The organism is Pseudomonas sp. NFACC43 (genome assembly GCF_900119645.1).
Taxonomy (GTDB): domain Bacteria; phylum Pseudomonadota; class Gammaproteobacteria; order Pseudomonadales; family Pseudomonadaceae; genus Aquipseudomonas.
Genome location: NZ_FPKK01000004.1, coordinates 149318 through 175473, shown reverse-complemented (window position 1 = coordinate 175473; position 26156 = coordinate 149318). Strand labels below are relative to the sequence as shown.

Annotated in this window: 28 protein-coding genes and 1 tRNA gene; 24 read left to right on the top strand and 5 right to left on the bottom strand. The window is 58.2% G+C overall.

Going from position 1 to position 26156, the window contains the following annotated elements; all coding sequences use genetic code 11:
- Window positions 1-463: 463 nt before the first annotated feature.
- The 3 genes from BT179_RS26975 (at window position 464) to BT179_RS09435 (ending at window position 1701) form a co-directional block, all read left to right on the top strand.
- Complete coding sequence (locus BT179_RS26975; RefSeq protein WP_072430805.1) at window positions 464-718, top strand: hypothetical protein; 255 nt, start codon at window positions 464-466, stop codon at window positions 716-718.
- Window positions 719-1027: 309 nt separating this feature from the next.
- Entirely contained in the window at window positions 1028-1324 is a 297-nt protein-coding gene (locus BT179_RS09440) for a hypothetical protein (protein ID WP_072430807.1), read from the top strand.
- A 44-nt stretch (window positions 1325-1368) separates the two neighbouring features.
- Window positions 1369-1701, top strand: coding sequence for a hypothetical protein (locus BT179_RS09435; protein ID WP_072430808.1), 333 nt, complete (start codon window positions 1369-1371; stop codon window positions 1699-1701).
- Between the two features lie 174 nt (window positions 1702-1875).
- On the opposite strand, the gene BT179_RS26475 is transcribed toward BT179_RS09435, so the two are convergent.
- Complete coding sequence (locus BT179_RS26475; protein WP_143148690.1) at window positions 1876-4620, bottom strand: KGGVGR-motif variant AAA ATPase; 2745 nt, start codon at window positions 4618-4620, stop codon at window positions 1876-1878.
- A 1005-nt stretch (window positions 4621-5625) separates the two neighbouring features.
- Between BT179_RS26475 and BT179_RS09425 the strand changes: the two genes are divergently transcribed.
- The gene (locus tag BT179_RS09425; protein ID WP_072430809.1) at window positions 5626-5952 is read left to right on the top strand and encodes a low molecular weight protein tyrosine phosphatase family protein; all 327 of its coding nucleotides are present in this window, start codon (window positions 5626-5628) and stop codon (window positions 5950-5952) included.
- A gap of 57 nt (window positions 5953-6009) precedes the next feature.
- On the opposite strand, the gene BT179_RS26290 is transcribed toward BT179_RS09425, so the two are convergent.
- The 3 genes from BT179_RS26290 to BT179_RS09410 all read right to left on the bottom strand — a co-directional run bounded on the left by BT179_RS26290 (window position 6010) and on the right by BT179_RS09410 (window position 7805).
- Window positions 6010-7059, bottom strand: a complete 1050-nt coding sequence (locus tag BT179_RS26290; protein ID WP_083569802.1) for a PD-(D/E)XK nuclease domain-containing protein — start codon at window positions 7057-7059, stop codon at window positions 6010-6012.
- 44 nt (window positions 7060-7103) lie between these two features.
- Window positions 7104-7433, bottom strand: coding sequence for a hypothetical protein (locus BT179_RS09415; protein ID WP_072430810.1), 330 nt, complete (start codon window positions 7431-7433; stop codon window positions 7104-7106).
- 287 nt (window positions 7434-7720) lie between these two features.
- A tRNA-Leu gene (locus BT179_RS09410) sits at window positions 7721-7805 on the bottom strand.
- Between the two features lie 108 nt (window positions 7806-7913).
- On the opposite strand from BT179_RS09410, the gene queA reads away from it, so the two are divergent.
- The 6 genes from queA to BT179_RS09380 all read left to right on the top strand — a co-directional run bounded on the left by queA (window position 7914) and on the right by BT179_RS09380 (window position 13993).
- Window positions 7914-8963 carry a tRNA preQ1(34) S-adenosylmethionine ribosyltransferase-isomerase QueA gene (gene queA / locus BT179_RS09405; protein WP_072430811.1) on the top strand — a complete coding sequence of 350 codons (1050 nt, stop codon included), beginning with the start codon at window positions 7914-7916 and terminating at the stop codon, window positions 8961-8963.
- 14 nt (window positions 8964-8977) lie between these two features.
- Window positions 8978-10093: a tRNA guanosine(34) transglycosylase Tgt gene (gene tgt, locus BT179_RS09400; RefSeq protein WP_165887911.1), complete on the top strand. Its 1116-nt coding sequence runs from the start codon at window positions 8978-8980 to the stop codon at window positions 10091-10093.
- Window positions 10094-10136: 43 nt separating this feature from the next.
- A complete protein-coding gene (gene yajC, locus BT179_RS09395; RefSeq protein ID WP_007956696.1) occupies window positions 10137-10472 on the top strand; it encodes a preprotein translocase subunit YajC in 336 nt (111 codons plus the stop codon).
- A gap of 63 nt (window positions 10473-10535) precedes the next feature.
- On the top strand, window positions 10536-12404 hold the full coding sequence (secD, locus tag BT179_RS09390) for a protein translocase subunit SecD (RefSeq protein WP_072388180.1): 1869 nt from the start codon (window positions 10536-10538) through the stop codon (window positions 12402-12404).
- Window positions 12405-12413: 9 nt separating this feature from the next.
- Window positions 12414-13328 (top strand): protein translocase subunit SecF, encoded by a 915-nt coding sequence (secF, locus tag BT179_RS09385; RefSeq protein WP_072388178.1) that lies wholly within the window; start codon window positions 12414-12416, stop codon window positions 13326-13328.
- A 116-nt stretch (window positions 13329-13444) separates the two neighbouring features.
- Entirely contained in the window at window positions 13445-13993 is a 549-nt protein-coding gene (locus BT179_RS09380) for a glycine zipper 2TM domain-containing protein (RefSeq protein WP_053152520.1), read from the top strand.
- 352 nt (window positions 13994-14345) lie between these two features.
- Here BT179_RS09380 and suhB read toward each other — a convergent pair whose 3' ends face one another.
- Complete coding sequence (suhB, locus tag BT179_RS09375; RefSeq protein ID WP_072388174.1) at window positions 14346-15164, bottom strand: type III secretion system regulator SuhB; 819 nt, start codon at window positions 15162-15164, stop codon at window positions 14346-14348.
- A 144-nt stretch (window positions 15165-15308) separates the two neighbouring features.
- On the opposite strand from suhB, the gene trmJ reads away from it, so the two are divergent.
- The 14 genes from trmJ to BT179_RS09305 all read left to right on the top strand — a co-directional run bounded on the left by trmJ (window position 15309) and on the right by BT179_RS09305 (window position 26155).
- Window positions 15309-16079 carry a tRNA (cytosine(32)/uridine(32)-2'-O)-methyltransferase TrmJ gene (gene trmJ, locus BT179_RS09370; RefSeq protein WP_072430812.1) on the top strand — a complete coding sequence of 257 codons (771 nt, stop codon included), beginning with the start codon at window positions 15309-15311 and terminating at the stop codon, window positions 16077-16079.
- 1 nt (window position 16080) lies between these two features.
- The gene (gene cysE, locus BT179_RS09365; protein WP_072388170.1) at window positions 16081-16857 is read left to right on the top strand and encodes a serine O-acetyltransferase; all 777 of its coding nucleotides are present in this window, start codon (window positions 16081-16083) and stop codon (window positions 16855-16857) included.
- A gap of 269 nt (window positions 16858-17126) precedes the next feature.
- A complete protein-coding gene (iscR, locus tag BT179_RS09360) occupies window positions 17127-17618 on the top strand; it encodes a Fe-S cluster assembly transcriptional regulator IscR (protein WP_024777044.1) in 492 nt (163 codons plus the stop codon).
- Between the two features lie 50 nt (window positions 17619-17668).
- On the top strand, window positions 17669-18883 hold the full coding sequence (locus BT179_RS09355; protein ID WP_072388168.1) for an IscS subfamily cysteine desulfurase: 1215 nt from the start codon (window positions 17669-17671) through the stop codon (window positions 18881-18883).
- 43 nt (window positions 18884-18926) lie between these two features.
- A complete protein-coding gene (gene iscU / locus BT179_RS09350; protein ID WP_003185157.1) occupies window positions 18927-19313 on the top strand; it encodes a Fe-S cluster assembly scaffold IscU in 387 nt (128 codons plus the stop codon).
- Between the two features lie 22 nt (window positions 19314-19335).
- On the top strand, window positions 19336-19659 hold the full coding sequence (gene iscA, locus BT179_RS09345; protein ID WP_030139597.1) for an iron-sulfur cluster assembly protein IscA: 324 nt from the start codon (window positions 19336-19338) through the stop codon (window positions 19657-19659).
- Between the two features lie 8 nt (window positions 19660-19667).
- Entirely contained in the window at window positions 19668-20189 is a 522-nt protein-coding gene (hscB, locus tag BT179_RS09340) for a co-chaperone HscB (RefSeq protein WP_072388166.1), read from the top strand.
- A gap of 50 nt (window positions 20190-20239) precedes the next feature.
- On the top strand, window positions 20240-22102 hold the full coding sequence (gene hscA / locus BT179_RS09335) for a Fe-S protein assembly chaperone HscA (protein ID WP_072430813.1): 1863 nt from the start codon (window positions 20240-20242) through the stop codon (window positions 22100-22102).
- 3 nt (window positions 22103-22105) lie between these two features.
- Window positions 22106-22447 (top strand): ISC system 2Fe-2S type ferredoxin, encoded by a 342-nt coding sequence (fdx, locus tag BT179_RS09330; protein WP_008014719.1) that lies wholly within the window; start codon window positions 22106-22108, stop codon window positions 22445-22447.
- A gap of 14 nt (window positions 22448-22461) precedes the next feature.
- Complete coding sequence (iscX, locus tag BT179_RS09325) at window positions 22462-22662, top strand: Fe-S cluster assembly protein IscX (protein WP_072388162.1); 201 nt, start codon at window positions 22462-22464, stop codon at window positions 22660-22662.
- Window positions 22663-22754: 92 nt separating this feature from the next.
- Window positions 22755-23180: a nucleoside-diphosphate kinase gene (gene ndk, locus BT179_RS09320; protein WP_072388160.1), complete on the top strand. Its 426-nt coding sequence runs from the start codon at window positions 22755-22757 to the stop codon at window positions 23178-23180.
- A 27-nt stretch (window positions 23181-23207) separates the two neighbouring features.
- Window positions 23208-24356, top strand: a complete 1149-nt coding sequence (rlmN, locus tag BT179_RS09315) for a dual-specificity RNA methyltransferase RlmN (RefSeq protein WP_072388158.1) — start codon at window positions 23208-23210, stop codon at window positions 24354-24356.
- Window positions 24357-24368: 12 nt separating this feature from the next.
- On the top strand, window positions 24369-25127 hold the full coding sequence (gene pilW / locus BT179_RS09310) for a type IV pilus biogenesis/stability protein PilW (protein WP_072388156.1): 759 nt from the start codon (window positions 24369-24371) through the stop codon (window positions 25125-25127).
- Window positions 25127-26155, top strand: coding sequence for a RodZ domain-containing protein (locus tag BT179_RS09305; protein ID WP_072430814.1), 1029 nt, complete (start codon window positions 25127-25129; stop codon window positions 26153-26155). The genes pilW and BT179_RS09305 overlap by 1 nt, the downstream gene beginning before the upstream one ends.
- Window position 26156: the final 1 nt, after the last annotated feature.

Genomic DNA, 26156 nt, shown 5'->3' with positions numbered 1-26156 from the left:
TCGATTTCAAATGCCGAGAGCGACTCTTTCAAAGGTAAATATGGTCATTATAAGGGGAAGTGTTTCGAATTGTTTCTAGTCTGTAGAGTGCCCGCCCGCGGTTTAGAAGGCCTGGCCATCCATACAGGGTGAAAATGGATCCAATCAATACTTTACGCACAAGTTATCCACAGCTTTGTCATCTTGTAATGTCAAAGCGCCCCCATTATCTTGTATCTCATCTCGTCAGCGACACAATATGTTGTGTTTTTGCGGGTTAGCAGCGAATTCAGAAAAGACAGCGGATATGCGTACGAAGTTTGGTCGCCGAGTACGCATACCCGCCTTCCCTGAACCAATGCGTACATTGGTGGGGAGCGCATTAGAGAAAAATCCGACTTTTGGTGTCAACCATCCAGTTCGGTTTTCGCTCAAGGGTTGCTCCTGCCTACTCAATCTCATGTAGATACAGGAGCACCTAATCGTGCCGAAAAATACTAAACAAACGTCGACTTCAGTGGCCAGTCTGGCCTCCAAAATCCTCCGTAATGACAGTTCCTCGACCATTCAAAAGGAACTGGCAGGGTCAGCTATGGCTCAAGCCTCGACTGGTAAGCAAACCGGGGCCGATATGGAGACCAAGGCCAGCCAAGTCTTGGACAGCAACAAGTACAGCGCTACCACCAAGACCCTAGCGGCCTCGGTACTCGCCCAATCGAACAAAGAGCGGGGGGCGTGAAAATGGCTCAGTATTTCGTTAACCGCAATGCACAACACAACGGTGACCATGAGGTGCATACCAGTACGTGCATTTTCTTGCCGTCCCCCCAAAACCGCCTTGATCTTGGCCAGCACAGCACCTGTGTGACTGCTGTACGCCTGGCTCGCAACACGTATCCGCAGTCGAACGGTTGTCGGACGTGCTCCTCGGTATGCCATACCCAGTAGGTTGAGGCGAGAACTCAAGTTTCTGGCTCTTGGGTGAGCCGGCTGCTTCATAGGCTGGCCCCCATTTTTACTGAATGTGAGTTTCCAGGAGTTTTGTCCTATGAGCTATTTGGTTTATTGCACATTTGATTTGAAGAGCGCGTCGGCGAAGGATTATGAGAACGCATATATGGATCTGCAGCGTATCGGCCTTGCAAAGGTGGTCAAGGCAGATGAGGGGCAGCATGTGGTCATTCCTACGACATCGACGATGGGATTCTTTAATGGTACCAGCGCGGCTACTGTAAGAAACGATGTCCGCAATTCAGTACAAGCTGCTTTCCGAGCGCGGCTTTTGACCTCTGAGATCTTCATTGTAGTTGGCGGCGATTGGGCATGGGGCGCAGGAACAACGTAACGTAGCACGCTGGGAAATTAATTAAATAATCTGATAATTTATCTATGACTTCTAAGCTGTTCATGCTTGGCTATACGGTTTCGCGTAAGGAAAAGGATTCCTCCTACGAAAATGATCGTTCAAAAAATTGGGCGGATCATGTTCGAGACAAAATCCTCAATATCCAAAATGCTTGGAAAAAGCATGCGAATGTTGAGACGACGTTCACAGGGACTATCGATCTCGATGTGTTTTACGATAAAGCTGGTGCTGCGAAAGCAAATATTTCGAAAGAGATTTCCCTTCTTTTGAAGGATGGTCCTTCTCAGTACGTGCCGGTCATTTCGCTAGTATTGCTAGTTAGCGGTCTGAACGAGGTAGTGGAGTTTAAGATGTAGTTGTTCTGGGCTCCCAAGGATCGGGGGCTTCCTACTGGGCATACCATACCTATGCGTCCCCTTGCTTTTTGTTAATCTACTAACAGGAAGGGGCTGTCGATGAGATTTCCGAAGGAGTTAGAGGAGACGAATCTATTTCTTTGAGTGAAAATAAATTTGTCTCCCTTGCTCTGCTTAAGTTTTGCGCGCCTTTCTGTAGAGGTTCACTACACTGCGACGAGCGCCAGTATGGCGAAGACCTAAGCCTCGTCTATAAAGTTCTGGGACTTCATATGGCGCCGTATCTCCGTATACGATGCCGTGGCGAGTTAGAATTAGGATTTCGGCATCTCCAATGCCTATTTCTGCCAGAGACTCGGTGGTAAGCGGTGCGGCAATTTCATCAGCCTTGGTGCGGAACTTTCCGAAAATTGGCTTTAGTTCCGATATTTCTTCTTCTGCTTCCTTAACTTTAGCGTTACTTGTAGGTTCAACAGCATTTTTTAGGACCCGGGGTGATAGAAGGCGTCCAGCATATGTCGAAATTTCATCATCTTCTGGTGATTGGCTAGCGGCATTGGCAAGGAATCTGACGAGATCTCTTGGGACCAATCTGCCCCTTAAATCAGACAAAACTGCAATTATCCAAGTGGCGGTATATGCTTCTCTTGTCCGTTTGCCTGGAATATCGTCGGGGCCGAGTTTACTACCCCAGAGTTTTTCTAGTCGATTAGCTTTTTCAGGTGAGCTGATCTGATTAAAGTCATTCGACCAAAGTTCGGGAAGTGCGCCAGATTGTGTCGCTAGCCAAGCTGCGAGTTCAAGTACATCGTCCTCTGTCCATGTTAAGGCGAAAGGTGAGTATTCTCGTCGGAACTGGTCGAGATTTTGCTTTACTGCTCCCTCTACGGTGTCCCTTCGAGCGAAAATTAGTGCGCCCAAGGGACGTCTTGCTTCAGATCTCAGTCGTTGTGGGAGAGAGACCAAAATTGCTCTCATTGCCTTATCTACGCCTATATCGCTTGCGGAAGCGTAGAGCTCTTCCAATCCCTCAAAAACAGCGATAAACGTTTTTCCTGTTGCGCGTAAATGCTCTAAAAAATCATTTCCTATATCTAACGTATTTACTTTGTAGCCGGAGCTCCATGCAATAATATCTAACCAAATTCCAACCCAGTCTTGTTCGCTATGGTCTTTGTTGAATTCATTTTTAAGCCAGGATGTGGTTTGGTACGAGTTCATCGGAGTACCAAAGCCAAGTTCCCTAGCTGCATTTTCGCGAGCGCTATCGACCTCCTCTTGAAATTTAGCACTCGACTGAATCGACGCGCAGATAGGTACGAGAAGGGAGCTAACAGCACCGGTTTTGTTAACTAATTCCTCCACTGCTTTATTCCAGTAGCGTTGAGAAATAAAGTAGCGTGCGGCCAGTGTTTTACCCGTGCCCTTAGCTCCTTCACTTACGGCTATCGGAACTTCAGATTGGAATCGTTGTGCTAGGGCGGCTAGTGACTGAGTTACGAGCGGTTTAGGTACATCGCCTTGAGCGTTCTCGGCTGCAATTAATTGGTTTGAAAAAGTCGAAAGCAATCGCCGGGATGTCTCCGGATTTGCCTCGATTAACGACGCGCTATTTTGACTGTTTGTTCTTGGTGTCGCTTTAAGTTCGGTTGATATCCAATGGTCTATGCCGGAACCAATTATTTTAGAGAATCCGCTTCCGATGATTTGTGAGGTGTAGATGTCCCATTCTCTGGATGAAATTTGAATGTCGGGTAGTTCGGGGATCTCTACTTGTATGTAGGGTTCTAGTTCTATTGGGTCATCAAATAAATCGGAGTGCGCGGAAATACTATCCGATTTGTCAGAGACGAGATTTGATAATAGTTCGGCGGTCAACGGTTCAATGAGCTTTTTGTCCAGGCCGGCCTGCTTGAAAATTGCGGGAACCCGATTGATTACTACTAATGGTTTTCTAAGGTGGCCGCCATGACGGCTTAGCTCTCTGGATAGAAATTTAACTAAGCCGGATGTCGCTCTAATAGACTGATCTGCCAAGGTTGTTACTATGATAGGGGAGACATTGGGGTCCATTGCCATTGTTACACCTAGAGGTACCAGCCCAGCACGAACGTCAACAACAACTCCGCAACAACCGAGTTCGGCTGCAATATTTGAAAGAATGTCAGCGAGCGCGAAAGGATGTTCAGGTGTGGATAGGTGCTCAGGTCGAATAGAGGAACTTGCCAGTTCGTCTATGTTTCTTCTTAGCGGGAGAACTATCAGGCTTCCGCTAATTGTGTGGTCTTTTAGTCTGTCAGCCGCAAAGGATATTGTTCTCGGCGCTCCTTCGGTCTCTTCCGAGTGTGCGAGGGTTATTATATCTTCGAGGGATATTTTTGGGGTTCCAGCGTAACTTTCGAATAAATAGCTAACGCCCGGAGCCTCGAGATCTGCGTCTACCAGTAGCACTGGAGATTTTGATAGTTCCGCCCAACGCAATGAGAAGGCTATTGCAGTTGTAGTTCGTCCCGTTCCGCCTTTGACACTAAGGGTGGCGACGACCGGAACTGGTCTTGTATTTGAGGTTGTAGGAGGTGGGGAGGAGAACTCAACCACTCCATCTATAATGCCAAATGATTGACGGAAGCGAGATTTCTCTTCCTCTATCACTATTTCTATTGGGAGCACGTTGCCGTGCGTGGGGCCTTCAAGTTCAAGCGATAGAGGATTGGTTCTCAGACGGGTTGGGAATAAGTTTTCTAACCAGTCTAGAATTTCAATTGGGTCGTTCTTTTCCGTCGCCTCAAGAATGATTCCAAACCAGCCTACTCGAGCGCGGATGAGTGTTGCTGGGATAGATGAGTTTTCAGGAGGAATTGTTGCGAAGGCTCGAGCAACATCCATCCAAGTCATGGGAGTTTGATCAATAGGAGTCATGTGTTCCTCCTGCACCATTCGATTAGTTTAGTCAGCCACTGACAAATGGTTACGGTTTCCTCTATCTTTTCACCGTATCTCCATGCTTGATGTAGGTTGCTGATTTCATTTCTCTGACCCGTGCGGCTCAATACGACCAATGGAGTGGCTGGTATGGAGGTCGCGGGTATATTTAGTTCTTTAATTAGCAAAATTAAGTTGTGAATGAAGCTTTTGGCGGATCGATAGGGGCCACGTTCTTCGTTCGTGTCCCGAAGATTGTTTTTTTGCATATACGCCGCTTTTAAAGAGCATTCTGCCGCATAAAAAAGTAGTAACGCTCCCGAGTCAGGGTTATGAGGCATTTCACGATTCGCGGAGGTATGCAATTCCTGAGCTCTTCGTCTCAGGGCTAAAAATGGCGGGTTGATCAATTTCCTACACCTGAAGCCTAAATTCAAAAGGAGCGATGGATCTACCTGATAGCGTCCATCGGAGTCATGTGATTATGGCGACGATAGCGCTGGCGGGAGAAAAGATCCACTGAGGCTTAGGGGAAAATAAAATCTTTGAAGAGTGGCAAGCGCCCGCGGAGGATGAGTTCACCGCCGGCGCCCAGACCGTCGGAGTTTCCGAAGAGGGGACAGATTTATTTTCTTTTACTAGCAATGGATCGACACCTTCCTCTTGCCTTATCCCGAAACGACAGCCGTTACGGACCGTCTAACCACCGCTGTCCAACCCCACCCGCACTAGCCACAACCCAATTCACGCTTACCATCCCACCACCTCGTATTACCGCGGTTGCTGAACCCGGTACTCACGAGGAAACAACCATGGAAAGAACCCGCAGCTGGAGACGCGCGCAATCCCGCAAGCACAATGGGCGCGAAGCGATTAGCCCGCAGGACCCCAAATCAAAAAGAACTGGAAGCTGATCTACACCCGTGCCGACAAGCTGCATCGGGCGCGTCAGCTCGGTATGAGCTATCCCATCGGCATCACCCGCCAACTGTTGGATCAAGAGTGACTAATCTCTTGTTCGTTTGCAGTCGTAACCAATGGCGCAGCCCTACCGGGGAGGCGATCTGGCGTCGGCGTCCTGGCTTCAGCACTCGTTCGGCGGGCACCAGTCCGAACGCACGCAAGCCTATCGGCCCAGCGGATATCCGTTGGGCCGATGTCATTTTTGTGATGGAGCGTAAGCACGAGCATCGTCTATGGGCAGAGTACGCTCGGCTGCTTGAGCGCAAGCGGCCGCACGTTCTGGACATTCCCGATGACTATTGCTTCCTGGACACTGAGCTGGAGGACATGCTTGAGCGAGCGGTGACGTCGTATCTATGCATCTGAGCGAGCGTAGAGTTGAAACGCTTGGTCGAACCCACTGGGGAGGGGGTATCTCATCCCTCAGTGGCTAGGCGAAACGATCAGACTCACAGGCAACTCACCCGCAATTTCCGATAGCTCCGTCCGCAATGCCACAACGTTTTTAACCAGGCCGCGAGGATCATAGACGAAGAAAATGATTGCATGGCATTCGGGATGGGCCCGGTAGCGTGCGATATCCAGGATAAGCTCACCTGCCAGCGATCTTACCGTCATGCCATCGCGGGTCATCTTGAGTTCAATAAAGAGCCCATGTTCAGGCAGAAAGAAGTCTGCGCGGGTGCCGCCTGCTGCCATGCTAGGGGACGGCTCTTCAGGCTTTACGTTATCGAACTGCAATCTTAGCAACGCGTTGACCAGAAACTGGACGTCGTATTCATCGTCAAGCTGGATTCCCTTTCGGCCGCGTGGGCGGTGTTCCAGGTCTTTCGCAAAACGGTGAAAACGCAGCAGCATGCGCTCGATGATCTGGTCGGCTCGCTCTTGGGGGGCGGGGAGCACGGGCATATCAAAGGAGAAATGCTCTTGGAGTATCTGTTCCTCAAACCTGCGTTGCGCTTTTGGTGGCCCTTGGAAAATTGCGCAGGCTGCTAGCCCGATCAGGACCAACTCGATGGTCAAAAACAAAACAAGATAGCCTATGGAGACTGTCACTTTGTACTGGCCATCAAGCTTGTATTTGCTGCCTCCTCCCTGCCTGGGCTCGTCTCGTGGCACCAGTTTCAGGTTGAAAGTGACCATCACCCCGCCAATTCGATGTACGCCCTGTAAACCATGCAGCGAATCCAGGTCGATCTCCCCGCGGTTATACAGGTCGAGCAGAGCAAAGACCTCCCGGGTTGCCCGTTGATACTCTTCGCTATTGATCACCTCAAGCACTGCGGGATTGGTAAGCCCCGAGTCCTCAAACCGTGGGGCTATCCAGGAGCAGTAGGTGAGGATGGGCATGAACACCAATATGGTGAAGCCGACCTTGGCGAACATGCGCCAGCGCCGGTTCTCCATCACTAACTCGCCCAGCGTATCGTTTTCGCGACTTCTAACAAAAAATGCAGAGATCCATTTCAGCAAAACGTATTTCTCCAAGATGTTCGGTTGCGCCAGGTCCCGCAGGTTTACTGGATATCTTTCAGGTAATCCCTAAGGGTTATAAGCGTATCCCGAAGCTCCGCTATCGTCTGGGTAGCGCTGAAGTCAGTCGCCAACCGGCCCAGTTCCCGTCCCAAAGCGGTGTTGCTGCCCCCAAGTGCCTCCAGCGCCAAGTCCAGGCAGTGCTGCACTTTCGCCTGGATAGTTTGGATGTCTTCTCTGCGCACCAACAACCCAAACACTTCCCGCTCATAGTCCGCCATCAGGTGGTCATCCCGCAAAATCGGACTATGCCCCTCCGTCTCATAAGCCAGCTTCAGCGAGTAAAGAGCGACCGTTTCCAGTAGCAATTCCATGGGGTGAAGTCCTTTGTCAGCGGGTGAGGAGGGGCGGTGGATCAACTGGGCGTCGCAAGGCGGAGCATCGATGGGAGCTGTGACATTTTCGTGAGCGCTTTGCGCTCAAGCGGGAGCAAGCTCCCTCGCCACAGGTTCCTACTAGCCACAGATTCTTCCTTGTCACCGATTTGGTGGTTGGGGCCGCTTCGCGACCCAGCGGGGATAAATCCCCTCGCCACAAATGGATCGGTGACTTTCCTGCAGACGAAAAAAAAGACCTTGAATTTCAAGGTCTTTCTTTAAGATGGTGCCCCGAGGGAGACTCGAACTCCCACTCCTTTCGAAAACGGATTTTGAATCCGCCGCGTCTACCAATTCCGCCATCAGGGCTCAATGGCGGCGAAGTATAGAGAGGTGCCTACCGTTGGTCAATCACGTTTCATGGTCAATTTTTGATAATTCCGCTAGACTTTCCGGCCCTGCTAGACGAACCCCATCATGCGTGTTGCTGACTTTACCTTCGACCTCCCTGATTCGCTGATCGCTCGCCACCCTCTGGCCGAGCGTCGCGCCAGTCGCCTGTTGACCCTGGACGGGGTCAGCGGGGCCATGGCTCACCGTCAATTCACTGATTTGCTTGAGCATTTGCGTCCGGGCGATTTGATGGTGTTCAACAATACCCGGGTGATTCCGGCACGGTTGTTTGGTCAGAAAGCCTCCGGCGGCAAGCTGGAGATTCTGGTGGAGCGGGTGCTGGACAGTCATCGTGTGCTGGCCCATGTGCGCTCCAGCAAGTCGCCCAAGCCCGGTTCGTCGATCCTCATCGACGGCGGCGGCGAGGTGGTGATGGTGGCGCGGCATGATGCGTTGTTCGAGCTGGAATTTGCCGAAGAGGTGTTGCCGCTGCTCGACCGTGTCGGGCACATGCCGTTGCCTCCTTATATAGACCGTCCCGATGAAGGCTCGGACCGCGAGCGTTATCAGACCGTGTACGCCGAGCGCCTGGGGGCGGTGGCGGCGCCGACGGCGGGGTTGCATTTCGATCAGCCATTGCTGGAGGCGATTGCCGCCAAGGGCGTGGAGACCGCGTTCGTGACGTTGCACGTTGGCGCTGGTACGTTCCAGCCGGTGCGGGTCGAGCGTATCGAAGACCACCACATGCACAACGAATGGCTGGAAGTGAGCCAGGAAGTGGTGGACGCCGTGGCGGCCTGCCGCGCGCGCGGTGGGCGGGTGGTGGCGGTGGGGACCACCAGCGTGCGGTCCCTGGAAAGCGCTGCTCGCGATGGTGTGCTCAAGCCGTTCAGTGGCGACACCGATATCTTCATCTACCCGGGCCGGCCGTTCCATGTGGTCGATGCCCTGGTCACCAACTTCCATCTGCCCGAATCCACGTTGTTGATGCTGGTTTCGGCGTTCGCCGGTTATCCCGAAACCATGGCCGCCTACAAGGCCGCCGTCGAGCATGGATACCGCTTTTTCAGCTACGGTGATGCGATGTTCATCACCCGTAACCCCGCGCCACGCGGACCCGAGGAAACAGTATGAGTCGCACCTGTCGCATGTCCTTCGAGTTGCTCGCCACCGATGGCAAGGCTCGTCGCGGTCGTCTGACCTTCCCCCGCGGTACCGTGGAAACCCCGGCGTTCATGCCGGTGGGCACCTACGGCACGGTCAAGGGCATGCTGCCACGGGACATCGAGGCGATTGGTGCGCAGATCATCCTGGGCAACACCTTCCACCTGTGGCTGCGCCCGGGCATGGAAGTGATCAAGGCCCACGGCGACCTGCACGATTTCATGCAGTGGAAAGGCCCGATCCTGACCGACTCCGGCGGTTTCCAGGTGTTCAGCCTGGGCGCGATGCGCAAGATCAAGGAGGAGGGCGTGACCTTCGCCTCTCCAGTGGACGGTTCCAAGGTGTTCATGGGCCCGGAAGAGTCGATGCAGGTGCAGCGCGACCTGGGCTCGGACATCGTGATGATCTTCGACGAATGCACGCCGTACCCGGCCGATGAAGACGTGGCGCGGGTGTCCATGGAGCTGTCGTTGCGCTGGGCCCAGCGTTCGAAGAACGCCCATGGCGACAACACGGCGGCACTGTTCGGCATCGTCCAGGGCGGTATGCACCAGGACCTGCGCATGCGCTCCCTTGAAGGCCTGGACAAGATCGGCTTCGACGGCCTGGCCATCGGCGGCCTGTCGGTGGGCGAGCCCAAGCACGAGATGATCAAGGTGCTGGATTACCTGCCGGGCCAGATGCCGGCTGACAAACCTCGTTACCTTATGGGCGTTGGCAAACCGGAAGATCTGGTTGAGGGTGTGCGCCGCGGGGTGGACATGTTCGATTGCGTGATGCCAACCCGTAATGCCCGCAATGGGCATCTGTTCATCGACACCGGCGTGCTGAAGATCCGTAACGCGTTTCATCGCCACGATGATTCGCCGCTGGATCCGACGTGCGATTGCTACACCTGCCAGAACTTCTCTCGCGCTTATCTGCATCATTTGGACAAGTGCGGCGAAATGCTCGGCAGTATGCTCAATACCATCCATAATTTGCGCCACTATCAGGTGCTTATGGCTGGTTTGCGCGAGGCTATCCAACAGGGTACATTGGCCGCCTTTGTCGAGGCCTTCTATGCCAAGCGCGGGTTGCCTGTTCCGCCTTTGGACTGAGTTTTCCGATCCTAAGATTCAATACTTGCAACTGGAGTGCTAAATGAGCTTTTTTATCTCTAACGCCATGGCCGATGCCGCTGCACCTGCAGCTGCGCCTATGGGTGGCGGTTTCGAGTGGATTTTCCTGGTCGGCTTCCTGGTGATTTTCTACCTGATGATCTGGCGTCCACAGGCCAAGCGCGCCAAAGAGCAGAAGAACCTGCTCAGCAGCCTGCAGAAAGGCGATGAAGTGGTGACCACCGGTGGTATCGCCGGCAAGATCACCAAAGTGGCCGACGACTTCGTGGTTCTGGAAGTGTCCGACACTGTTGAAATGAAGTTCCAGAAGGGCGCCATCGCGGCCACGCTGCCAAAAGGCACGCTGAAAGCGATCTAAGTAACAACTTCTCTTCAATCGACGGGGCGCGCAAGGCGCCCCGCGTCATAAGCGGGCGGCGTGATGCTGAACAAATACCCTCTGTGGAAATACGTACTGATCCTGGCGGTGCTGGCGGTCGGTGTGATTTATTCCGCTCCCAATCTTTACCCGGATGACCCGGCCATTCAGGTCAGCGGCGCCAGCACGGCGTTGCAGGTCACCCAGGCCGATCTGGACCGTGCGAGCGCAGCGCTCAAGGCGTCCAATATCGAGGTCAAGGCTGCGTCCATCGCCGAAAACGGCAAGGGCGGCCTGTTGCGCCTGGTCAAGGCTGAGGACCAACTGCCGGCCAAGGACGTGGTGCGCAAGGCGCTGGGCGACGAATACGTCGTGGCCCTGAACCTGGCCCAGACCACTCCGCAATGGCTGCGCAAGCTTGGCGCGCACCCCATGAAGCTGGGTCTGGACTTGTCCGGTGGTGTGCACTTCCTGCTGGAAGTGGACATGGAAAAAGCCCTCGACGCGCGAATGAAAGTCTACGAAGGCGACGTCAAGAGCCTGCTGCGCAAGGAGCGCGTGCGCTATCGCAGCCTGCCGCAGCTCGACGGTGCCATCCAGCTGGGCTTCAGCGATGAAGATGCCCGCGAGCAGGCCCGTGCGCTGATCCGCAAGAATTTCAACGATTTCGACATCGTACCGGCCGACCTCAACGGTCAGGCGGTGCTGCGTCTGGCGATGACCCCGGCCAAGCTGGCGGAAATCCGCGAATACTCCATCAAGCAGAACCTGACCACGGTGCGCAACCGGGTCAACGAGCTGGGCGTGGCCGAGCCGATCGTGCAGCGCCAGGGCGCCAACCGCATCGTGGTCGAGCTGCCAGGCGTGCAGGACACCGCCGAAGCCAAGCGTATCCTCGGCAAGACCGCCAACCTGGAGTTCCGCCTCGCCGCCGAGCCGGGCGCGTCCAAGGCCACCTCCGAGAGCTTCGAGTTCCGTGAGGGCGGCCGCCCGGCGGCACAGATCGAGCGCAGCCTGATCATCACCGGTGACCAGGTTACCGATGCCCAGGCGAGTTTCGACGAGCAGGGTCGCCCGCAGGTGAACATCCGCCTCGACGGCCACGGCGGCGAACTGATGAGCCGCGCCACGCGCAGCAACGTCGGTCGCAGCATGGCGGTGATCTTCATCGAGCAGAAGCCGATCACCACCTATACCAGGCAAGTGGTCGACGGCGTCGAGAAAGACGTCGCGGTGCAAGCCTTCAAGGAAGAGAAGAAAATCATCAGCCTGGCGACCATCCAGTCGCCGCTGGGCAGTCAGTTCCGTATCACCGGCCTGAACGGCCAGGGCGAGTCCTCGGAACTGGCCCTGCTGCTGCGTGCCGGTGGCCTGGCCGCGCCGATGTACTTCGCTGAAGAGCGTACCATCGGCCCGAGCCTGGGTGCCGACAACATCACCAAGGGTATCGATGCATCCCTGTGGGGCATGCTGTTCGTCTCGCTGTTCATCATCGCCATCTACCGCTTCTTCGGCCTGATCGCCACGGTTGCACTGGCGGTGAACATGGTGTTGCTGCTGGCCCTGATGTCGCTGCTGGGGGCCACGCTGACCCTGCCGGGTATCGCCGGTATCGTGCTGACCATGGGCATGGCGGTGGACGCCAACGTGCTGATCTTCTCGCGGATACGTGAAGAGATCGCCGCGGGCATGTCGATCCAGCGTGCAATCAACGAAGGCTTCGGCCGGGCATTCACCGCGATTCTCGACTCCAACCTGACCACCTTGCTGGTCGGCGGGATTCTCTTTGCCATGGGCACCGGCCCGGTAAAAGGCTTCGCAGTGACCATGTCCCTCGGGATCTTTACCTCGATGTTCACGGCCATCATGGTGACCCGCGCAATGGTCAACCTGATCTTTGGCGGACGTGACTTCAAGAAGTTGTGGATTTAAGGGGCTGCCATGTTACGTACAATCAACTTCATGGGCGTTCGCAACGTTGCGTTCGGCGTCACACTGTTCCTTACGGTCCTGGCGCTGTTCAGCTGGGCCACCAAGGGCCTGAACTACGGCCTGGACTTCACTGGCGGTACGCTCATCGAGCTGACCTACGAGCGTCCGGCCGACGTGACCAAGGTGCGCGAGCAACTGGCGACATCGGGCTACGGTGAAGCGGTCGTCCAGAGTTTTGGTGCCACCACCGACCTGTTGGTGCGTATGCCGGGCGAAGACCCGCAGCTGGGCCACCAGGTTGCCGAGGCCTTGCAGAAGGCAGGCGGCGACAACCCGGCCCAGGTCAAGCGTGTCGAGTTCGTCGGTCCGCAGGTCGGTGAAGAGCTGCGCGACCAGGGCGGCCTCGGCATGCTGATGGCGCTGGGCGGCGTGCTGCTCTACCTGGCCTTCCGCTTCCAGTGGAAGTTCGCGGTGGGCGCGATTGTCTCGCTGATCCACGACGTGATCGTGACCGTGGGTATCCTGTCGTTCTTCCAGATCACCTTCGACCTGACGGTGCTGGCGGCGGTGCTGGCGATCATCGGTTACTCCCTCAACGACACCATCGTGGTCTTCGACCGGGTGCGTGAAAACTTCCGTGTGCTGCGCAAGGCGTCCTTGATCGAGAACATCAACATCTCGACCACCCAGACGCTGCTGCGGACCATGGCGACCTCGATCTCCACCTTGCTGGCGATTGCTGCGCTGCTGTTCTTTGGTGGCGACAACCTGTTCGGTTTCTCCATTGCCCTGTTCATTGGCGTGATGGCGGGTACCTACTCGTCGATCTACATCGCCAACGTGGTGCTGATCTGGCTGAACCTGAATACCGAGGACCTGATTCCGCCCGCGGCCACCGAAACGGAAGTGGACGACCGTCCATAAGGCTTCGCCTCGTCCGTCACCGCTCAAAAGGCGCGAGTTGAACTCGCGCCTTTTTTTGTGCTCCAAGGCTGGGAGAAGCGCGGGTTAATCCCGCTTGTGATGGTCAGGAGGTTCAAGTGAACAAATCGATGCTGGTTGGTGCGGTATTGGGTGCTGTCGGTGTTACTGCCGGTGGTGCGGTCGCCACCTACAGCTTGGTAAAAAGTGGCCCTGAGTATGCGCAAGTATTGGCCGTGGAACCGGTCAAGACCCAGATCAAGACCCCGCGTGAAGTGTGCAAGGATGTCACCGTGACCCGGCAGAGACCGGTCCAGGATCAACACCAGATCGCCGGTACCGTCCTGGGTGCCGTGGCCGGCGGCCTGTTGGGTAACCAGATCGGCGGCGGCACCGGCAAGAAGATCGCCACCGTGGCAGGTGCGGCCGGTGGTGGTTATGCCGGTAACAAGATTCAGGAAGGCATGCAGGAGCGCGACACCTACACCACCACCCAGACGCGCTGCAACACCGTCAACGACATCAGCGACAAGGTGGTCGGCTACGACGTTCGTTACATGCTCGACGGCAAGGAAGGCAAGGTCCGCATGGATCGTGACCCGGGCAACCAGATCCCGGTGAACAAGGAAGGCCAACTGATCCTGGGGCAGAACGAACCAGCCCAGTGATCCAACCGCTACAAAAAAGCACCCTTCGGGGTGCTTTTTTGTGCCCGTGATCCACGACTCACGCCAACCCCTTGTGGGAGCGAGCTTGCTCGCGATTGCAGTGGGTCAGTCTGCATCCGTGTTCTGGGTGACATCCATTGTGGCGAGGGGATTTATCCCCGCCTGGGCTGCGTAGCAGCCCTCCACAAGCAGCCGATTCAATTGCCTGACATACCGGGTTGCCAGCATTTAGGGCCGCTTCGCGCCCCAGCGGGGATAAATCCCCTCGCCGCAAGGGAGTTGCTTGCATGGGCAGGTTCTGGCAGGCATAAAAAAAGCACCCCGAAAGGTGCTTTTTCTGTAGTCGGGCTGCTTAGCGCTTCAGCGAAGCCGGCAGATGTGGCTGGATAGCAGTGAGCACAGCCTTGAAGCATTTGGTGTTGCCGGCAACGATATGGCCTTTTTCAAGGAAATCGTGGCCGCCGGTGAAATCACTCACCAAGCCGCCTGCTTCCTGGATCAGCAGGGCGCCTGCCGCCATGTCCCACTCGGACAGGCCCGACTCCCAGAACGCATCGAAACGACCGGCAGCCACATAAGCCAGGTCCAGGCTCGCGGCACCGGCGCGGCGGATGCCGGCGGTCTGGCCGACCAGGGCGCGGAACATGCCCAGGTAGTTGTCCAGGTTGTCCATCTGGTCATCGCGGAACGGGAAGCCGGTACCCAGCAGGGCGCCGTCCAGGCTGGTGCGGCCGCTGACGCGCAGGCGCCGACCGTTCAACTGGGCGCCACGGCCACGGCTGGCGGTGAATTCTTCCTGGCGAACCGGATCCAGCACGACGGCGTGTTCCAGGCGGCCACGGTATTTGCAGGCGATGCTGACAGCGAAATGAGGAATGCCACGCAGGAAGTTGGTGGTGCCGTCCAGCGGATCGATGATCCACAGGTACTCTTCACCCTCGATGCCGGTACCGGCGTGCATGCCAGTCTCTTCACCCATGATCGAGTGGTTCGGGTAAGCCTTGCGCAGGGCGTCGACGATTTTCTGTTCGGCGGCGCGGTCCACCTCGGACACATAGTCCTTGGCGTCTTTTTCATCGACCTTGATGGTATCCAGGCGCTCGATGGAGCGGAAGATCAGTTCACTGGCGCTGCGGGCGGCGCGCAGCGCGATATTCAGCATGGGCTGCATGGATGTGTCACCTAAGGTTGTTAAAGAAAGCCGCGCATTCTATCAGAAACTTTTCCGAGGAGAAGGTTGGCGTTCGCTTTCATAGCTTAACGGTAGGTGCTTAGGTAAGATTTGCTCCCTTTATCGTGTTCGAGAGCGCCTCCCTTGTTGCAGAACATTCGTGTCGTCCTGGTCAATACCAGCCATCCGGGAAACATCGGCGGGGCTGCGCGGGCCATGAAGAACATGGGCCTGTCGCGCCTGGTGCTGGTCGAGCCTCGCTCGTTTCCGCACCATGAAGCCGATGCCCGGGCGTCCGGCGCCGGTGACATCCTGGCCAGTGCCCAGGTCGTCGCCACCCTGGAGGATGCCCTGGTGGGTTGCAGCCTGGTGCTGGGCACCAGCGCCCGTGATCGCCGTATCCCATGGCCGCTGCTCGACCCCCGCGAGTGCGGGACAAAAGTGGTCGAGGAGGCCGCGCAGGGCGTCGAGATCGCCCTGGTGTTCGGCCGCGAAGATTCCGGCCTGACCAACGAAGAGCTGCAGCGATGTCATTTCCACGTGCATATCCCTTCCGACCCCGGGTTCAGCTCCCTGAACCTCGGGGCGGCGGTGCAGGTGTTGAGTTATGAAGTGCGCATGGCCTGGCTGGCCGCCGAAGGCAAGCCAAGCAAGGTCGAAAAATTCGAGGCGACGTCGCCGCGCAGTGAGACACTGGCGACCATGGATGAGCTGGAGCGATTCTATGAACACCTGGAGCAGACCCTGGTGGATATCGAATTCCTCGACCCGGAAAAGCCGCGGCACTTGATGGCGCGCCTGCGTCGGTTGTACGGACGAAGCTCGGTCAGCCGAGCGGAGATGAATATATTGCGCGGCATCCTCACGGAAACCCAGAAAGCGGGCCGTGGCGAGCTGATTAAGCGGAAGGAATAAAATGTTCGATCGTTTGCGTGAAGATATCCAAAGCGTTTTCCATCGTGACCCGGCGGCGCGCAACGCCTTTGAAGTGCTGACCTGCTACCCGGGAATGCACGCGATCTGGATCCACCGCCTGTCCGGCGCGTTGTGGAACATGGGCTGGAAGTGGCTGGCGCGGCTGGTCTCGAACTTCGGTCGCTGGCTCACCGGCATCGAGATTCATCCGGGCGCCAAGGTCGGTCGCCGGTTCTTCATCGACCACGGCATGGGCATCGTCATTGGCGAGACCGCCGAGATCGGCGACGACGTGACGCTGTACCAGGGTGTCACCCTGGGCGGCACCAGCTGGAACAAGGGCAAGCGCCACCCGACCCTGGGCGATGGCGTGGTGGTGGGTGCCGGTGCCAAGGTGCTGGGGCCGTTCACTGTGGGCGCGGGGGCGAAGGTCGGCTCCAATGCCGTGGTGACCAAGGCGGTGCCGCCTGGTGCCACCGTGGTGGGGATCCCGGGGCGGATCATCGTCAAAACCGATGACGAGCAGGATGCTCGCCGCAAGGCCATGGCCGAGAAGATCGGCTTCGATGCCTACGGTGTCGGCGAAGACATGCCCGACCCGGTGGCCCGCGCCATCAATCAACTGCTCGATCACCTGCAGGCCGTCGATGGGCGCCTGGAGGGGATGTGCGGCGCCCTGAAGGACCTGGGCAGTAATTACTGTGCCAAGGACCTGCCTGAGCTGCGCGAAGAAGATTTCGCCTGCGTGAAGGACAAGGACGAAACCCGGGCCAGCTAAAGCCGGCTGGTCTCATCGCGAGCAAGCTCGCTCCCACAGGGGATCTGTGGTGTGCGCCCATTGTGCATCCACCGAAGCCCTCCCTGATGGGAGCGAGCTTGTTCGCGATAAACCACAACGCGGTATCGCTGGTCGCCACCGGCCAGCCTTTGCTATCATGCGCGCGCTCTTTCGCGGGTAAACCTGAGTAACCTACTAGGTCTTATACTTGACTTAAACACTCGGGAATTGCATACTCGCCCCCATTCCGAACTCCGTGGTAATTGTCCATGCGACTGACTACAAAAGGCCGATACGCCGTGACCGCGATGCTGGACCTGGCATTGCATGCGCAGCACGGGCCGGTGTCCCTGGCCGATATCTCCGAGCGCCAGGGCATTTCCCTGTCCTATCTTGAACAACTGTTCGCCAAGCTGCGCCGCAGCAACCTGGTTTCCAGCGTGCGTGGTCCCGGTGGCGGTTATCAACTGTCGCGTGACATGCAGGGCATCCAGGTCGCCCAGGTGATCGACGCCGTGAACGAATCGGTCGATGCGACCAAATGCCAGGGGCTGGGCGATTGCCATGGCGGCGATACTTGCCTGACCCACCATCTGTGGTGCGACCTGAGCCTGCAGATCCACGAATTTCTGAGCGGTATCAGCTTGGCTGACCTTGTCACCCGCCGTGAGGTGCAGGAAGTAGCCCAGCGTCAGGACCAGCGCCGTTGCAATGGCAAGGCGCCGCACCTGGACAAGATTGAAGCGTCCGCCGTCGAATGACTGCCGCAGAGCAAGCGGAACGCCAGCCAGCCTGATTTAGGAGAGAGTCCATGAAATTGCCGATTTACCTTGATTACTCTGCGACCACCCCGGTCGATCCGCGTGTCGCGCAAAAAATGAGTGAATGCCTGCTGGTCGACGGAAACTTCGGCAACCCGGCGTCCCGCTCCCACGTGTTCGGCTGGAAGGCCGAGGAAGCGGTCGAGAATGCCCGTCGCCAGGTCGCCGACCTGGTCAACGCCGACCCGCGTGAAATCGTCTGGACCTCCGGTGCCACCGAGTCGGACAACCTGGCAATCAAGGGTGTCGCGCATTTCTATCACACCAAGGGCAAGCACCTGATCACCTCCAAGATCGAGCACAAGGCGGTCCTGGACACCACACGCCAGCTGGAGCGTGAAGGTTTCGAAGTCACCTACATCGAGCCAGGTGAAGACGGCCTGATCACCCCGGCCATGGTCGAAGCCGCGCTGCGTGAAGACACCATCCTGGTTTCGATCATGCACGTGAACAACGAAATCGGCACCATCAACGACATCGCAGCCATCGGCGAACTGACCCGTTCCAAGGGCGTCCTGTTCCATGTCGACGCGGCCCAGTCCACCGGCAAGGTCGACATCGACCTGTCGAAGCTCAAGGTCGACCTGATGTCCTTCTCGGCCCACAAGACCTACGGTCCCAAGGGTATCGGCGCGCTGTATGTCAGCCGCAAGCCACGGGTTCGCCTGGAAGCCACCATGCATGGCGGTGGTCACGAGCGCGGCATGCGTTCCGGCACCCTGGCGACCCACCAGATCGTCGGCATGGGCGAAGCCTTCCGCGTCGCCAAGGAAGATATGGCTGCCGAAAACGTGCGCATCAAGGCCCTGAGCGAGCGCTTCTTCAAGCAGGTCGAGCACCTGGAAGAGCTCTACGTAAACGGCAGCATGACCGCCCGCGTACCGCACAACCTGAACTTGAGCTTCAACTATGTCGAAGGCGAGTCGCTGATCATGGCGCTCAAGGACCTGGCCGTGTCGTCCGGTTCGGCCTGCACCTCGGCTTCCCTGGAGCCGTCGTACGTACTGCGCGCCTTGGGCCGCAACGACGAACTGGCCCACAGCTCGATCCGCTTCACCTTCGGCCGCTTCACCACCGAAGAAGAAATCGATTATGCCGCGCAGAAAGTCTGCGAGGCAGTGACCAAGCTGCGCGCCTTGTCGCCGCTTTGGGACATGTACAAAGACGGCGTCGATATTTCGAAAATCGAATGGGCGGCGCACTGAGAAGTCGCCACCAGAGCGGCTCCACTGATGAGGATTGAAGCAAATGGCATATAGCGAAAAGGTCATCGACCACTACGAGAACCCGCGCAACGTCGGCAAGATGGACGCGCAGGATCCTGATGTCGGCACCGGCATGGTCGGTGCACCGGCTTGCGGCGACGTAATGCGCCTGCAGATCAAGGTCAACGAGCAAGGCATCATCGAAGACGCCAAGTTCAAGACCTACGGCTGCGGTTCGGCCATTGCGTCCAGTTCCCTGGCCACCGAGTGGATGAAGGGCAAGACCCTTGATGAAGCCGAAACCATCAAGAACACCCAGCTGGCTGAAGAGCTGGCCCTGCCGCCGGTGAAGATCCACTGCTCGGTACTCGCCGAAGACGCCATCAAGGCCGCCGTTCGCGATTACAAGCAGAAGAAAGGCTTGATCTGATCTGTACAGGTAAGGAGTTTCCATGGCTATCCAGATGACAGAAGCGGCAGCTAAGCATGTGCAGCGCTCCCTGGCGGGGCGCGGCAAGGGCGAGGGTATCCGCCTGGGTGTTCGCACCACGGGCTGCTCTGGCCTTGCCTACGTACTGGAATTCGTCGACGAAGTGGGCGAAGACGACCAGGTTTTCGAGAGTCATGGTCAGAAAGTGATCATCGATCCGAAGAGCCTGACGTACCTGGACGGCACCGAGCTGGATTTCGTCAAGGAAGGGTTGAACGAAGGCTTCAAGTTCAACAACCCCAACGTACGCGGTGAATGTGGCTGCGGCGAAAGCTTCAACATCTGAGGCGGCTCGTGGGTACTCCTTGTCATTTTGCGTTGTTCCAGTTGCAGCCAGGTTTCAGCCTGGATCTCGACGAGCTGTCTGCGCGTTATCTCGAACTGGCCCGTGGCGTCCATCCGGATCGCTTCGCCGATGCCTCCGAGGCTGAGCAGCGCCGGGCGCTCGAGCAATCCGCGAACCTCAACGAGGCCTACCAGACGCTCAAGAACCCTGCCAAGCGCGCGCGATACCTGCTCGCCATCAGTGGTCATGAGCTGCCCCTGGAAGTCACGGTGCACGACCCCGAGTTTCTTCTGCAGCAGATGCAGTGGCGCGAAGAGCTCGAGGACCTGCAGGACAGCGCCGACCTGGCAGGCGTCGCGGCGTTCAAGCGCCGCCTCAAGGACGCCCAGCAAACCCTGAACGAAAGCTTCGCAGCCTGTTGGAACGATGCTGCGCAACGCGAACAGGCCGAGCGCCTGATGCGGCGCATGCAGTTCCTCGACAAGCTCACCTATGAAGTGCGCCAGCTCGAAGAGCGCCTCGACGATTAACCCAGTGCCGCTCCGGTCGCACGCCTGATTACAGATAAGTCCTGATCACGATGGCCCTACTGCAGATCGCCGAACCCGGCCAAAGTCCACAACCGCACCAGCGTCGGCTGGCTGTCGGAATCGACTTGGGTACCACCAATTCCCTGGTCGCTGCAGTGCGCAGCGGCCTTTCCGAGCCGCTGGCTGACGAGCGCGGCCAGGTCATCCTGCCGTCCGCCGTGCGATATCACGCCGACCGCGTCGAAGTGGGCGAAGAGGCCAAGCTGGCCGCGGCCACCGATCCGTTCAATACCATTGTGTCAGTCAAGCGCCTGATGGGGCGGGGTCTGTCCGACGTCAAGCAGTTGGGCGACCAACTGCCGTACCGCTTCGTGGGCGGCGAATCGCACATGCCGTTCATCGAAACCGTACAGGGGCCGAAAAGCCCGGTAGAGGTTTCCGCCGACATCCTCAAGGTCCTGCGCCAAAGGGCCGAGGCCGCCCTCGGCGGTGAGCTGGTGGGGGCGGTCATCACTGTTCCGGCTTATTTCGATGACGCCCAACGCCAGGCCACGAAGGACGCGGCCAAGCTCGCCGGCCTCAATGTGCTGCGCCTGCTGAACGAGCCCACCGCGGCTGCGGTGGCGTACGGCCTGGACCAGCATGCCGAAGGCCTCGTCGCCATCTATGACCTGGGCGGCGGCACGTTCGATATCTCGATCCTGCGCCTGACGGGCGGTGTCTTCGAAGTACTGGCCACCGGCGGCGACAGCGCCTTGGGCGGCGATGATTTCGACCATGCCATCGCTGGCTGGATCATCGAGCAGGCGGGCCTGTCCGCTGACCTCGACCCGGGCGCGCAACGTCATCTGCTGCAAACCGCCTGTGCGGCCAAGGAAGCCTTGACCGATGCCGCCGCGGTTGAAGTCGCTTACGGCGACTGGAAGGCCTCGCTGACCCGTGAAGTCTTCGATGCCCTGATCGAACCCATGGTGGCCCGCAGCCTCAAGGCCTGCCGCCGCGCCGTGCGCGATTCCGGCGTGGAGCTCGAAGACGTCAAGGCCGTGGTCATGGTGGGCGGTTCGACCCGCGTGCCTCGGGTTCGCGAAGCCGTCGCCGAGGCCTTTGGCCGCCAGCCGCTGACGGAAATCGACCCGGACCAGGTGGTCGCCATTGGCGCCGCGATCCAGGCCGATACCCTGGCCGGCAACAAGCGCGATGGCGGCGAACTGCTGTTGCTCGACGTGATTCCGCTGTCCCTGGGCCTGGAAACCATGGGCGGCCTGATGGAGAAGGTGATTCCGCGTAATACCACCATCCCCGTCGCCCGCGCCCAGGACTTCACGACTTATAAAGACGGCCAGTCGGCCATGATGATCCATGTGCTGCAAGGCGAGCGTGAGCTCATCAGCGACTGCCGCTCCCTGGCGCGCTTCGAATTGCGCGGCATTCCAGCCATGGTGGCTGGCGCGGCAAAGATCCGCGTCACCTTCCAGGTCGACGCCGATGGCCTGCTCAATGTCTCCGCCCGCGAGCTGGGTTCGGGCGTCGAGGCGAGCATCCAGGTCAAGCCGTCCTATGGCCTGACCGACGGCGAAATTGCCCGCATGCTCAAGGATTCGTTCCAGCACGCCGGCGACGACAAGGTGGCCCGCGTACTGCGCGAGCAGCAAGTGGATGCCCAGCGCCTGATCGAGGCCGTGCAGGGCGCCCTTGAAGCGGACGGCGAGCGTTTGCTCGACGCCGAAGAGCGCATGGTCATCGAGCTGCAGATGCAGGAATTGTCCGAATTGATCAAGGGTACCGATGGCCATGCCATCGAGCAGCAGACCAAGCGTCTGTCGCAAGTCACCGATGCCTTTGCCGCCCGCCGCCTGGACTCGACGGTCAAGGCCGCCCTGGCGGGGCGCAACCTGAATGAAATCGAGGAGTAATTGATGCCACAGGTGATTTTCCTGCCCCACGAGAAGTTCTGCCCCGAGGGCATGGTTGTGGAGGCTGAACCTGGGATCTCCATCCTTGAGCTCGCCCATGAGCACCATATCGAAATGGAAAGTGCCTGCGGCGGCGTCTGCGCTTGCACCACTTGCCATTGCATCATCCGTGAAGGCTTCGACTCGCTGGAAGAGGCGGACGAACTGGAAGAGGACTTCCTCGACCGGGCCTGGGGGCTGGAGGCGCAATCGCGCCTTGGCTGCCAGGCTATCGTCGGTACGGAAGACCTGACCGTCGAAATCCCCAAATACTCGCTCAACCACGCTGCCGAAGCGCCGCACTGATCCGGGAATCCAACATGAGTCTGAAATGGGTTGATGTGCTGGAGATTGCGATCCAGCTGGCCGAGACCAAGCCTGATGTAGACCCGCGTTACGTGAACTTCGTCGATCTGCACCAGTGGGTGCTGGCCTTGCCGGAGTTCAGCGATGATCCGTCCCGTGGCGGCGAGAAAGTGCTTGAGGCCATTCAAGCCGCCTGGATCGAAGAAGCAGATTGAGTCTGTACTGTACGCAGTTAGGCAATACCCGATAACCCGCGTATAATTCGCGGGTTTAATTTTTCGCAAATTACCGTTTCTGGAGTTACACCATGGCTGTTCAACGTACTTTTTCCATCATCAAGCCTGACGCCGTTGCTAAAAACGTGATCGGCAAGATCGTCACCCGCTTCGAAGACGCCGGCCTGCGCGTTGTCGCTTCGAAAATGAAGCAACTGTCCAAGGCCGAAGCCGAAGGCTTCTACGCTGAGCACAGCGCCCGCGGTTTCTTCGGCGAGCTGGTTGCCTTCATGACCTCCGGTCCGGTTGTCGTTCAGGTGCTGGAAGGCGAAAACGCCATCGCTCGCAACCGTGAGCTGATGGGCGCCACCAACCCTAAGGAAGCTGCTCCAGGCACCATCCGCGCTGACTTCGCCGAGTCCATCGACGCCAACGCCGTCCACGGTTCGGACTCCGAAGCCGCCGCTGCTCGCGAAATCGCCTACTTTTTCGCCGCTACTGAAGTAACCACTCGCTAAGTAAAGCTGGTGAGTGAGGGTGAGACCATGACTGCATCGATCGGCAAGACTAACCTGTTGGGTCTGACCCAGCCGGAAATGGAGAAATTCTTCGACTCAATCGGGGAGAAGCGTTTCCGTGCCGGTCAGGTAATGAAATGGATCCACCACTTTGGCGTCGACGATTTCGACGCCATGACGAATGTCGGCAAGGCCCTGCGCGAAAAGCTCAAGGCCGTTGCCGAGATTCGTGGTCCCGAAGTGGTCAGCCAGGACATTTCCAGCGACGGTACCCGCAAGTGGGTCGTGCGCGTGGCGTCCGGCAGCTGCGTCGAGACCGTCTACATTCCCCAGGGCAAGCGCGGCACCTTGTGCGTTTCGTCCCAGGCAGGCTGTGCCCTGGACTGCAGTTTCTGCTCCACCGGCAAGCAAGGCTTCAATAGCAACCTCACCGCCGCCGAAGTGATCGGCCAGGTGTGGATTGCGAACAAATCCTTTGGCAGCGTCCCGGCGACCGTCGACCGTGCCATCACCAACGTGGTGATGATGGGCATGGGTGAGCCGCTGCTGAACTTCGACAACGTCGTTGCCGCCATGCACCTGATGATGGACGACCTGGGCTACGGCATCTCCAAGCGCCGCGTGACCCTGTCCACCTCCGGCGTGGTGCCGATGATCGATGAGCTGGCCAAGCACATCGACGTTTCCCTGGCGTTGTCGCTGCACGCACCCAATGACGCATTGCGTAACCAATTGGTGCCGATCAACAAGAAGTATCCGCTTAAGATGCTGCTGGACTCGTGCCAGCGCTACATGTCGGCCTTGGGTGAAAAGCGTGTGCTCACCATTGAGTACACCCTGCTCAAGGATGTGAACGACAAAGTCGAGCACGCGGTCGAGATGATCGAACTGCTCAAGAATATTCCGTGCAAGATCAACCTGATCCCGTTCAACCCGTTCCCGCACTCCGGTTACGAGCGTCCGAGCAACAATGCGATTCGTCGCTTCCAGGATCAGCTTCATCACGCCGGCTTCAACGTCACCGTCCGCACTACCCGCGGCGAAGACATCGATGCGGCGTGTGGTCAATTGGTAGGGCAGGTGCTGGATCGCACCCGTCGCAGCGAACGCTACATTGCCGTGCGCGAATTGAACGCCGCCGACGATGTGGCGCAGAACGCTGCGAACAGCCACTAAGAGAGGAACTCTATGTCCTTGCGCTTCGCGCTACTGTTGCTGTTGGCCGGGCTTTGCTCCGGTTGTGTCCTGTCGGGCGACTACAACCCGATGAAGACCAGCAAGGGGCGCGACGAGGCGCGCGAGGCCTATGTGCAGCTGGGCATCGGCTACCTGCAGCAGGGCATGACCGAACGGGCCAAGGTACCGCTCAAGAAGGCCCTGGAGCTGGACAGTTCCGATGCCGATGCCAACGCGGCCCTGGCCCTGGTATTCCAGGCCGAGCTGGAACCCGAGCTGGCCGACGAGCATTTTCGCAAGGCGTTGTCCGCCCGGCCTCAGGATGCTCGGATCCTGAACAACTACGGCAGCTTCCTTTACGAGCAACAACGTTACAAAGAGGCGTACGAGCGCTTCGAGCAGGCCGCCGCCGATACCCTTTATCCTGAGCGTTCGCGGGTTTTCGAGAACCTTGGCATGACGGCCGCCAAGCTCGGCCAGCGCGATCTGGCCCGCCAGCAGCTGGAAAAGGCGCTGCGGCTCAACCGCCAGCAGCCCCGGGCCTTGCTGGAAATGGCTGAGTTGTCTTACGAAGACAGGCATTATGTGCCGGCGCGCGACTATTACGAGCGTTTTAGCCTGCTCAGCGAGCAAAATGCACGTAGTCTATTGCTCGGCGTTCGGCTGGCCCATGTGTTTGAAGATCGCGACAAGGCCGCAAGTTATGGCCTGCAACTCAAAAGACTCTATCCCGGTACGCCGGAATATCAGCAATACCTGTCGGAGCAATGATGAAAGCGGCGCATCCTGAAGTTGTAGCAGCGACTCGCGTAAATCCCGGTGAGACCCTGCGTCAAGCCCGCGAAAGCAATGGTTGGTCGCTGGCCCAAGTGGCCCTCAAGCTCAATCTCACCGTGGCTTCCCTGAGCAACCTGGAAGCGGGTGCGTTCGACAAGCTGCCAGGGCATACCTTTGCCCGGGGCTACATCCGTGCCTACGCCAAGTTGCTCGACATGGACCAGACCGTACTGGTCCAGCAATTCGACCAGTACACCGGTTCCGACGCCCAAGGCAGCAGCGTACACAGCCTGGGCCGCATCGAGGAGCCAGTGCGTGTTTCCCACACCATTTTGCGAATCGTCAGCCTGTTGTTGCTGATCGCGGTGATCGGCGGCGGTTTCGTCTGGTGGCAGGATCAGACCTCCCTGCGCACCAAGGAACCGGTGGCCATGGCCCCCGAGCATGTGGAAGTGGAGGGGGCCGACGGCACCACCCGGATCCATCCGCTGGACGAGCCGGAAGACCAGGCGGTGCTGGAGGGCCAGGCGGAGGGCGAAACCAGCCTGGCGCTGCCGCAGGGTCAGGACGGTGCCGATGCCGAGGCCGGCGCCGAGCCAAGCGTGCCTGCGACACCAACCGCTCCGGCCGCGCCAGCCACGCCTGCACCCGGTACCAGCGCGCCGGTTGCCCCGGCCACCCCTGCAGCGCCCGCTCCTGCACCGGCCACCCCGACCCCGACCGTGGCGGCTCCGACTGCGCCGGCTACGCCTTCCGCTGCGCCTGTGGCACCTGCCGCCGGCGAAGGCCAGGTACAGATTCAATTCACGGCCGATTGCTGGACGCAGATCACCGACGGCAACGGCAAGGTGCTGTTCAGCGGCCTCAAGCGCAAGGGCGACAGCACCTCAGTCAATGGCAAGCCACCCTTTGCCGTACGCCTGGGCTATGCCCGTGGCGCGCAGGTCAGCTACAACGGCCAGCCGGTCGACGTGGCTCCGTTCACCACTGGCGAGACTGCTCGCCTGAAGCTGGGTCAATAAG

Bases quoted from the DNA above. Each gene is read 5' to 3' on its own strand.
- BT179_RS09440 (WP_072430807.1), top strand. From the start codon at position 1,028: ATGAGCTATTTGGTTTATTGCACATTTGATTTGAAGAGCGCGTCGGCG.
- BT179_RS09435 (WP_072430808.1), top strand. From the start codon at position 1,369: ATGACTTCTAAGCTGTTCATGCTTGGCTATACGGTTTCGCGTAAGGAA.
- BT179_RS26475 (WP_143148690.1), bottom strand. From the start codon at position 4,620: ATGACTCCTATTGATCAAACTCCCATGACTTGGATGGATGTTGCTCGA.
- BT179_RS09415 (WP_072430810.1), bottom strand. From the start codon at position 7,433: ATGGAATTGCTACTGGAAACGGTCGCTCTTTACTCGCTGAAGCTGGCT.
- queA (WP_072430811.1), top strand. From the start codon at position 7,914: ATGCGTGTTGCTGACTTTACCTTCGACCTCCCTGATTCGCTGATCGCT.
- tgt (WP_165887911.1), top strand. From the start codon at position 8,978: ATGTCCTTCGAGTTGCTCGCCACCGATGGCAAGGCTCGTCGCGGTCGT.
- yajC (WP_007956696.1), top strand. From the start codon at position 10,137: ATGAGCTTTTTTATCTCTAACGCCATGGCCGATGCCGCTGCACCTGCA.
- secD (WP_072388180.1), top strand. From the start codon at position 10,536: ATGCTGAACAAATACCCTCTGTGGAAATACGTACTGATCCTGGCGGTG.
- secF (WP_072388178.1), top strand. From the start codon at position 12,414: ATGTTACGTACAATCAACTTCATGGGCGTTCGCAACGTTGCGTTCGGC.
- suhB (WP_072388174.1), bottom strand. From the start codon at position 15,164: ATGCAGCCCATGCTGAATATCGCGCTGCGCGCCGCCCGCAGCGCCAGT.
- cysE (WP_072388170.1), top strand. From the start codon at position 16,081: ATGTTCGATCGTTTGCGTGAAGATATCCAAAGCGTTTTCCATCGTGAC.
- iscR (WP_024777044.1), top strand. From the start codon at position 17,127: ATGCGACTGACTACAAAAGGCCGATACGCCGTGACCGCGATGCTGGAC.
- BT179_RS09355 (WP_072388168.1), top strand. From the start codon at position 17,669: ATGAAATTGCCGATTTACCTTGATTACTCTGCGACCACCCCGGTCGAT.
- iscU (WP_003185157.1), top strand. From the start codon at position 18,927: ATGGCATATAGCGAAAAGGTCATCGACCACTACGAGAACCCGCGCAAC.
- iscA (WP_030139597.1), top strand. From the start codon at position 19,336: ATGGCTATCCAGATGACAGAAGCGGCAGCTAAGCATGTGCAGCGCTCC.
- hscA (WP_072430813.1), top strand. From the start codon at position 20,240: ATGGCCCTACTGCAGATCGCCGAACCCGGCCAAAGTCCACAACCGCAC.
- fdx (WP_008014719.1), top strand. From the start codon at position 22,106: ATGCCACAGGTGATTTTCCTGCCCCACGAGAAGTTCTGCCCCGAGGGC.
- iscX (WP_072388162.1), top strand. From the start codon at position 22,462: ATGAGTCTGAAATGGGTTGATGTGCTGGAGATTGCGATCCAGCTGGCC.
- ndk (WP_072388160.1), top strand. From the start codon at position 22,755: ATGGCTGTTCAACGTACTTTTTCCATCATCAAGCCTGACGCCGTTGCT.
- rlmN (WP_072388158.1), top strand. From the start codon at position 23,208: ATGACTGCATCGATCGGCAAGACTAACCTGTTGGGTCTGACCCAGCCG.
- pilW (WP_072388156.1), top strand. From the start codon at position 24,369: ATGTCCTTGCGCTTCGCGCTACTGTTGCTGTTGGCCGGGCTTTGCTCC.
- BT179_RS09305 (WP_072430814.1), top strand. From the start codon at position 25,127: ATGAAAGCGGCGCATCCTGAAGTTGTAGCAGCGACTCGCGTAAATCCC.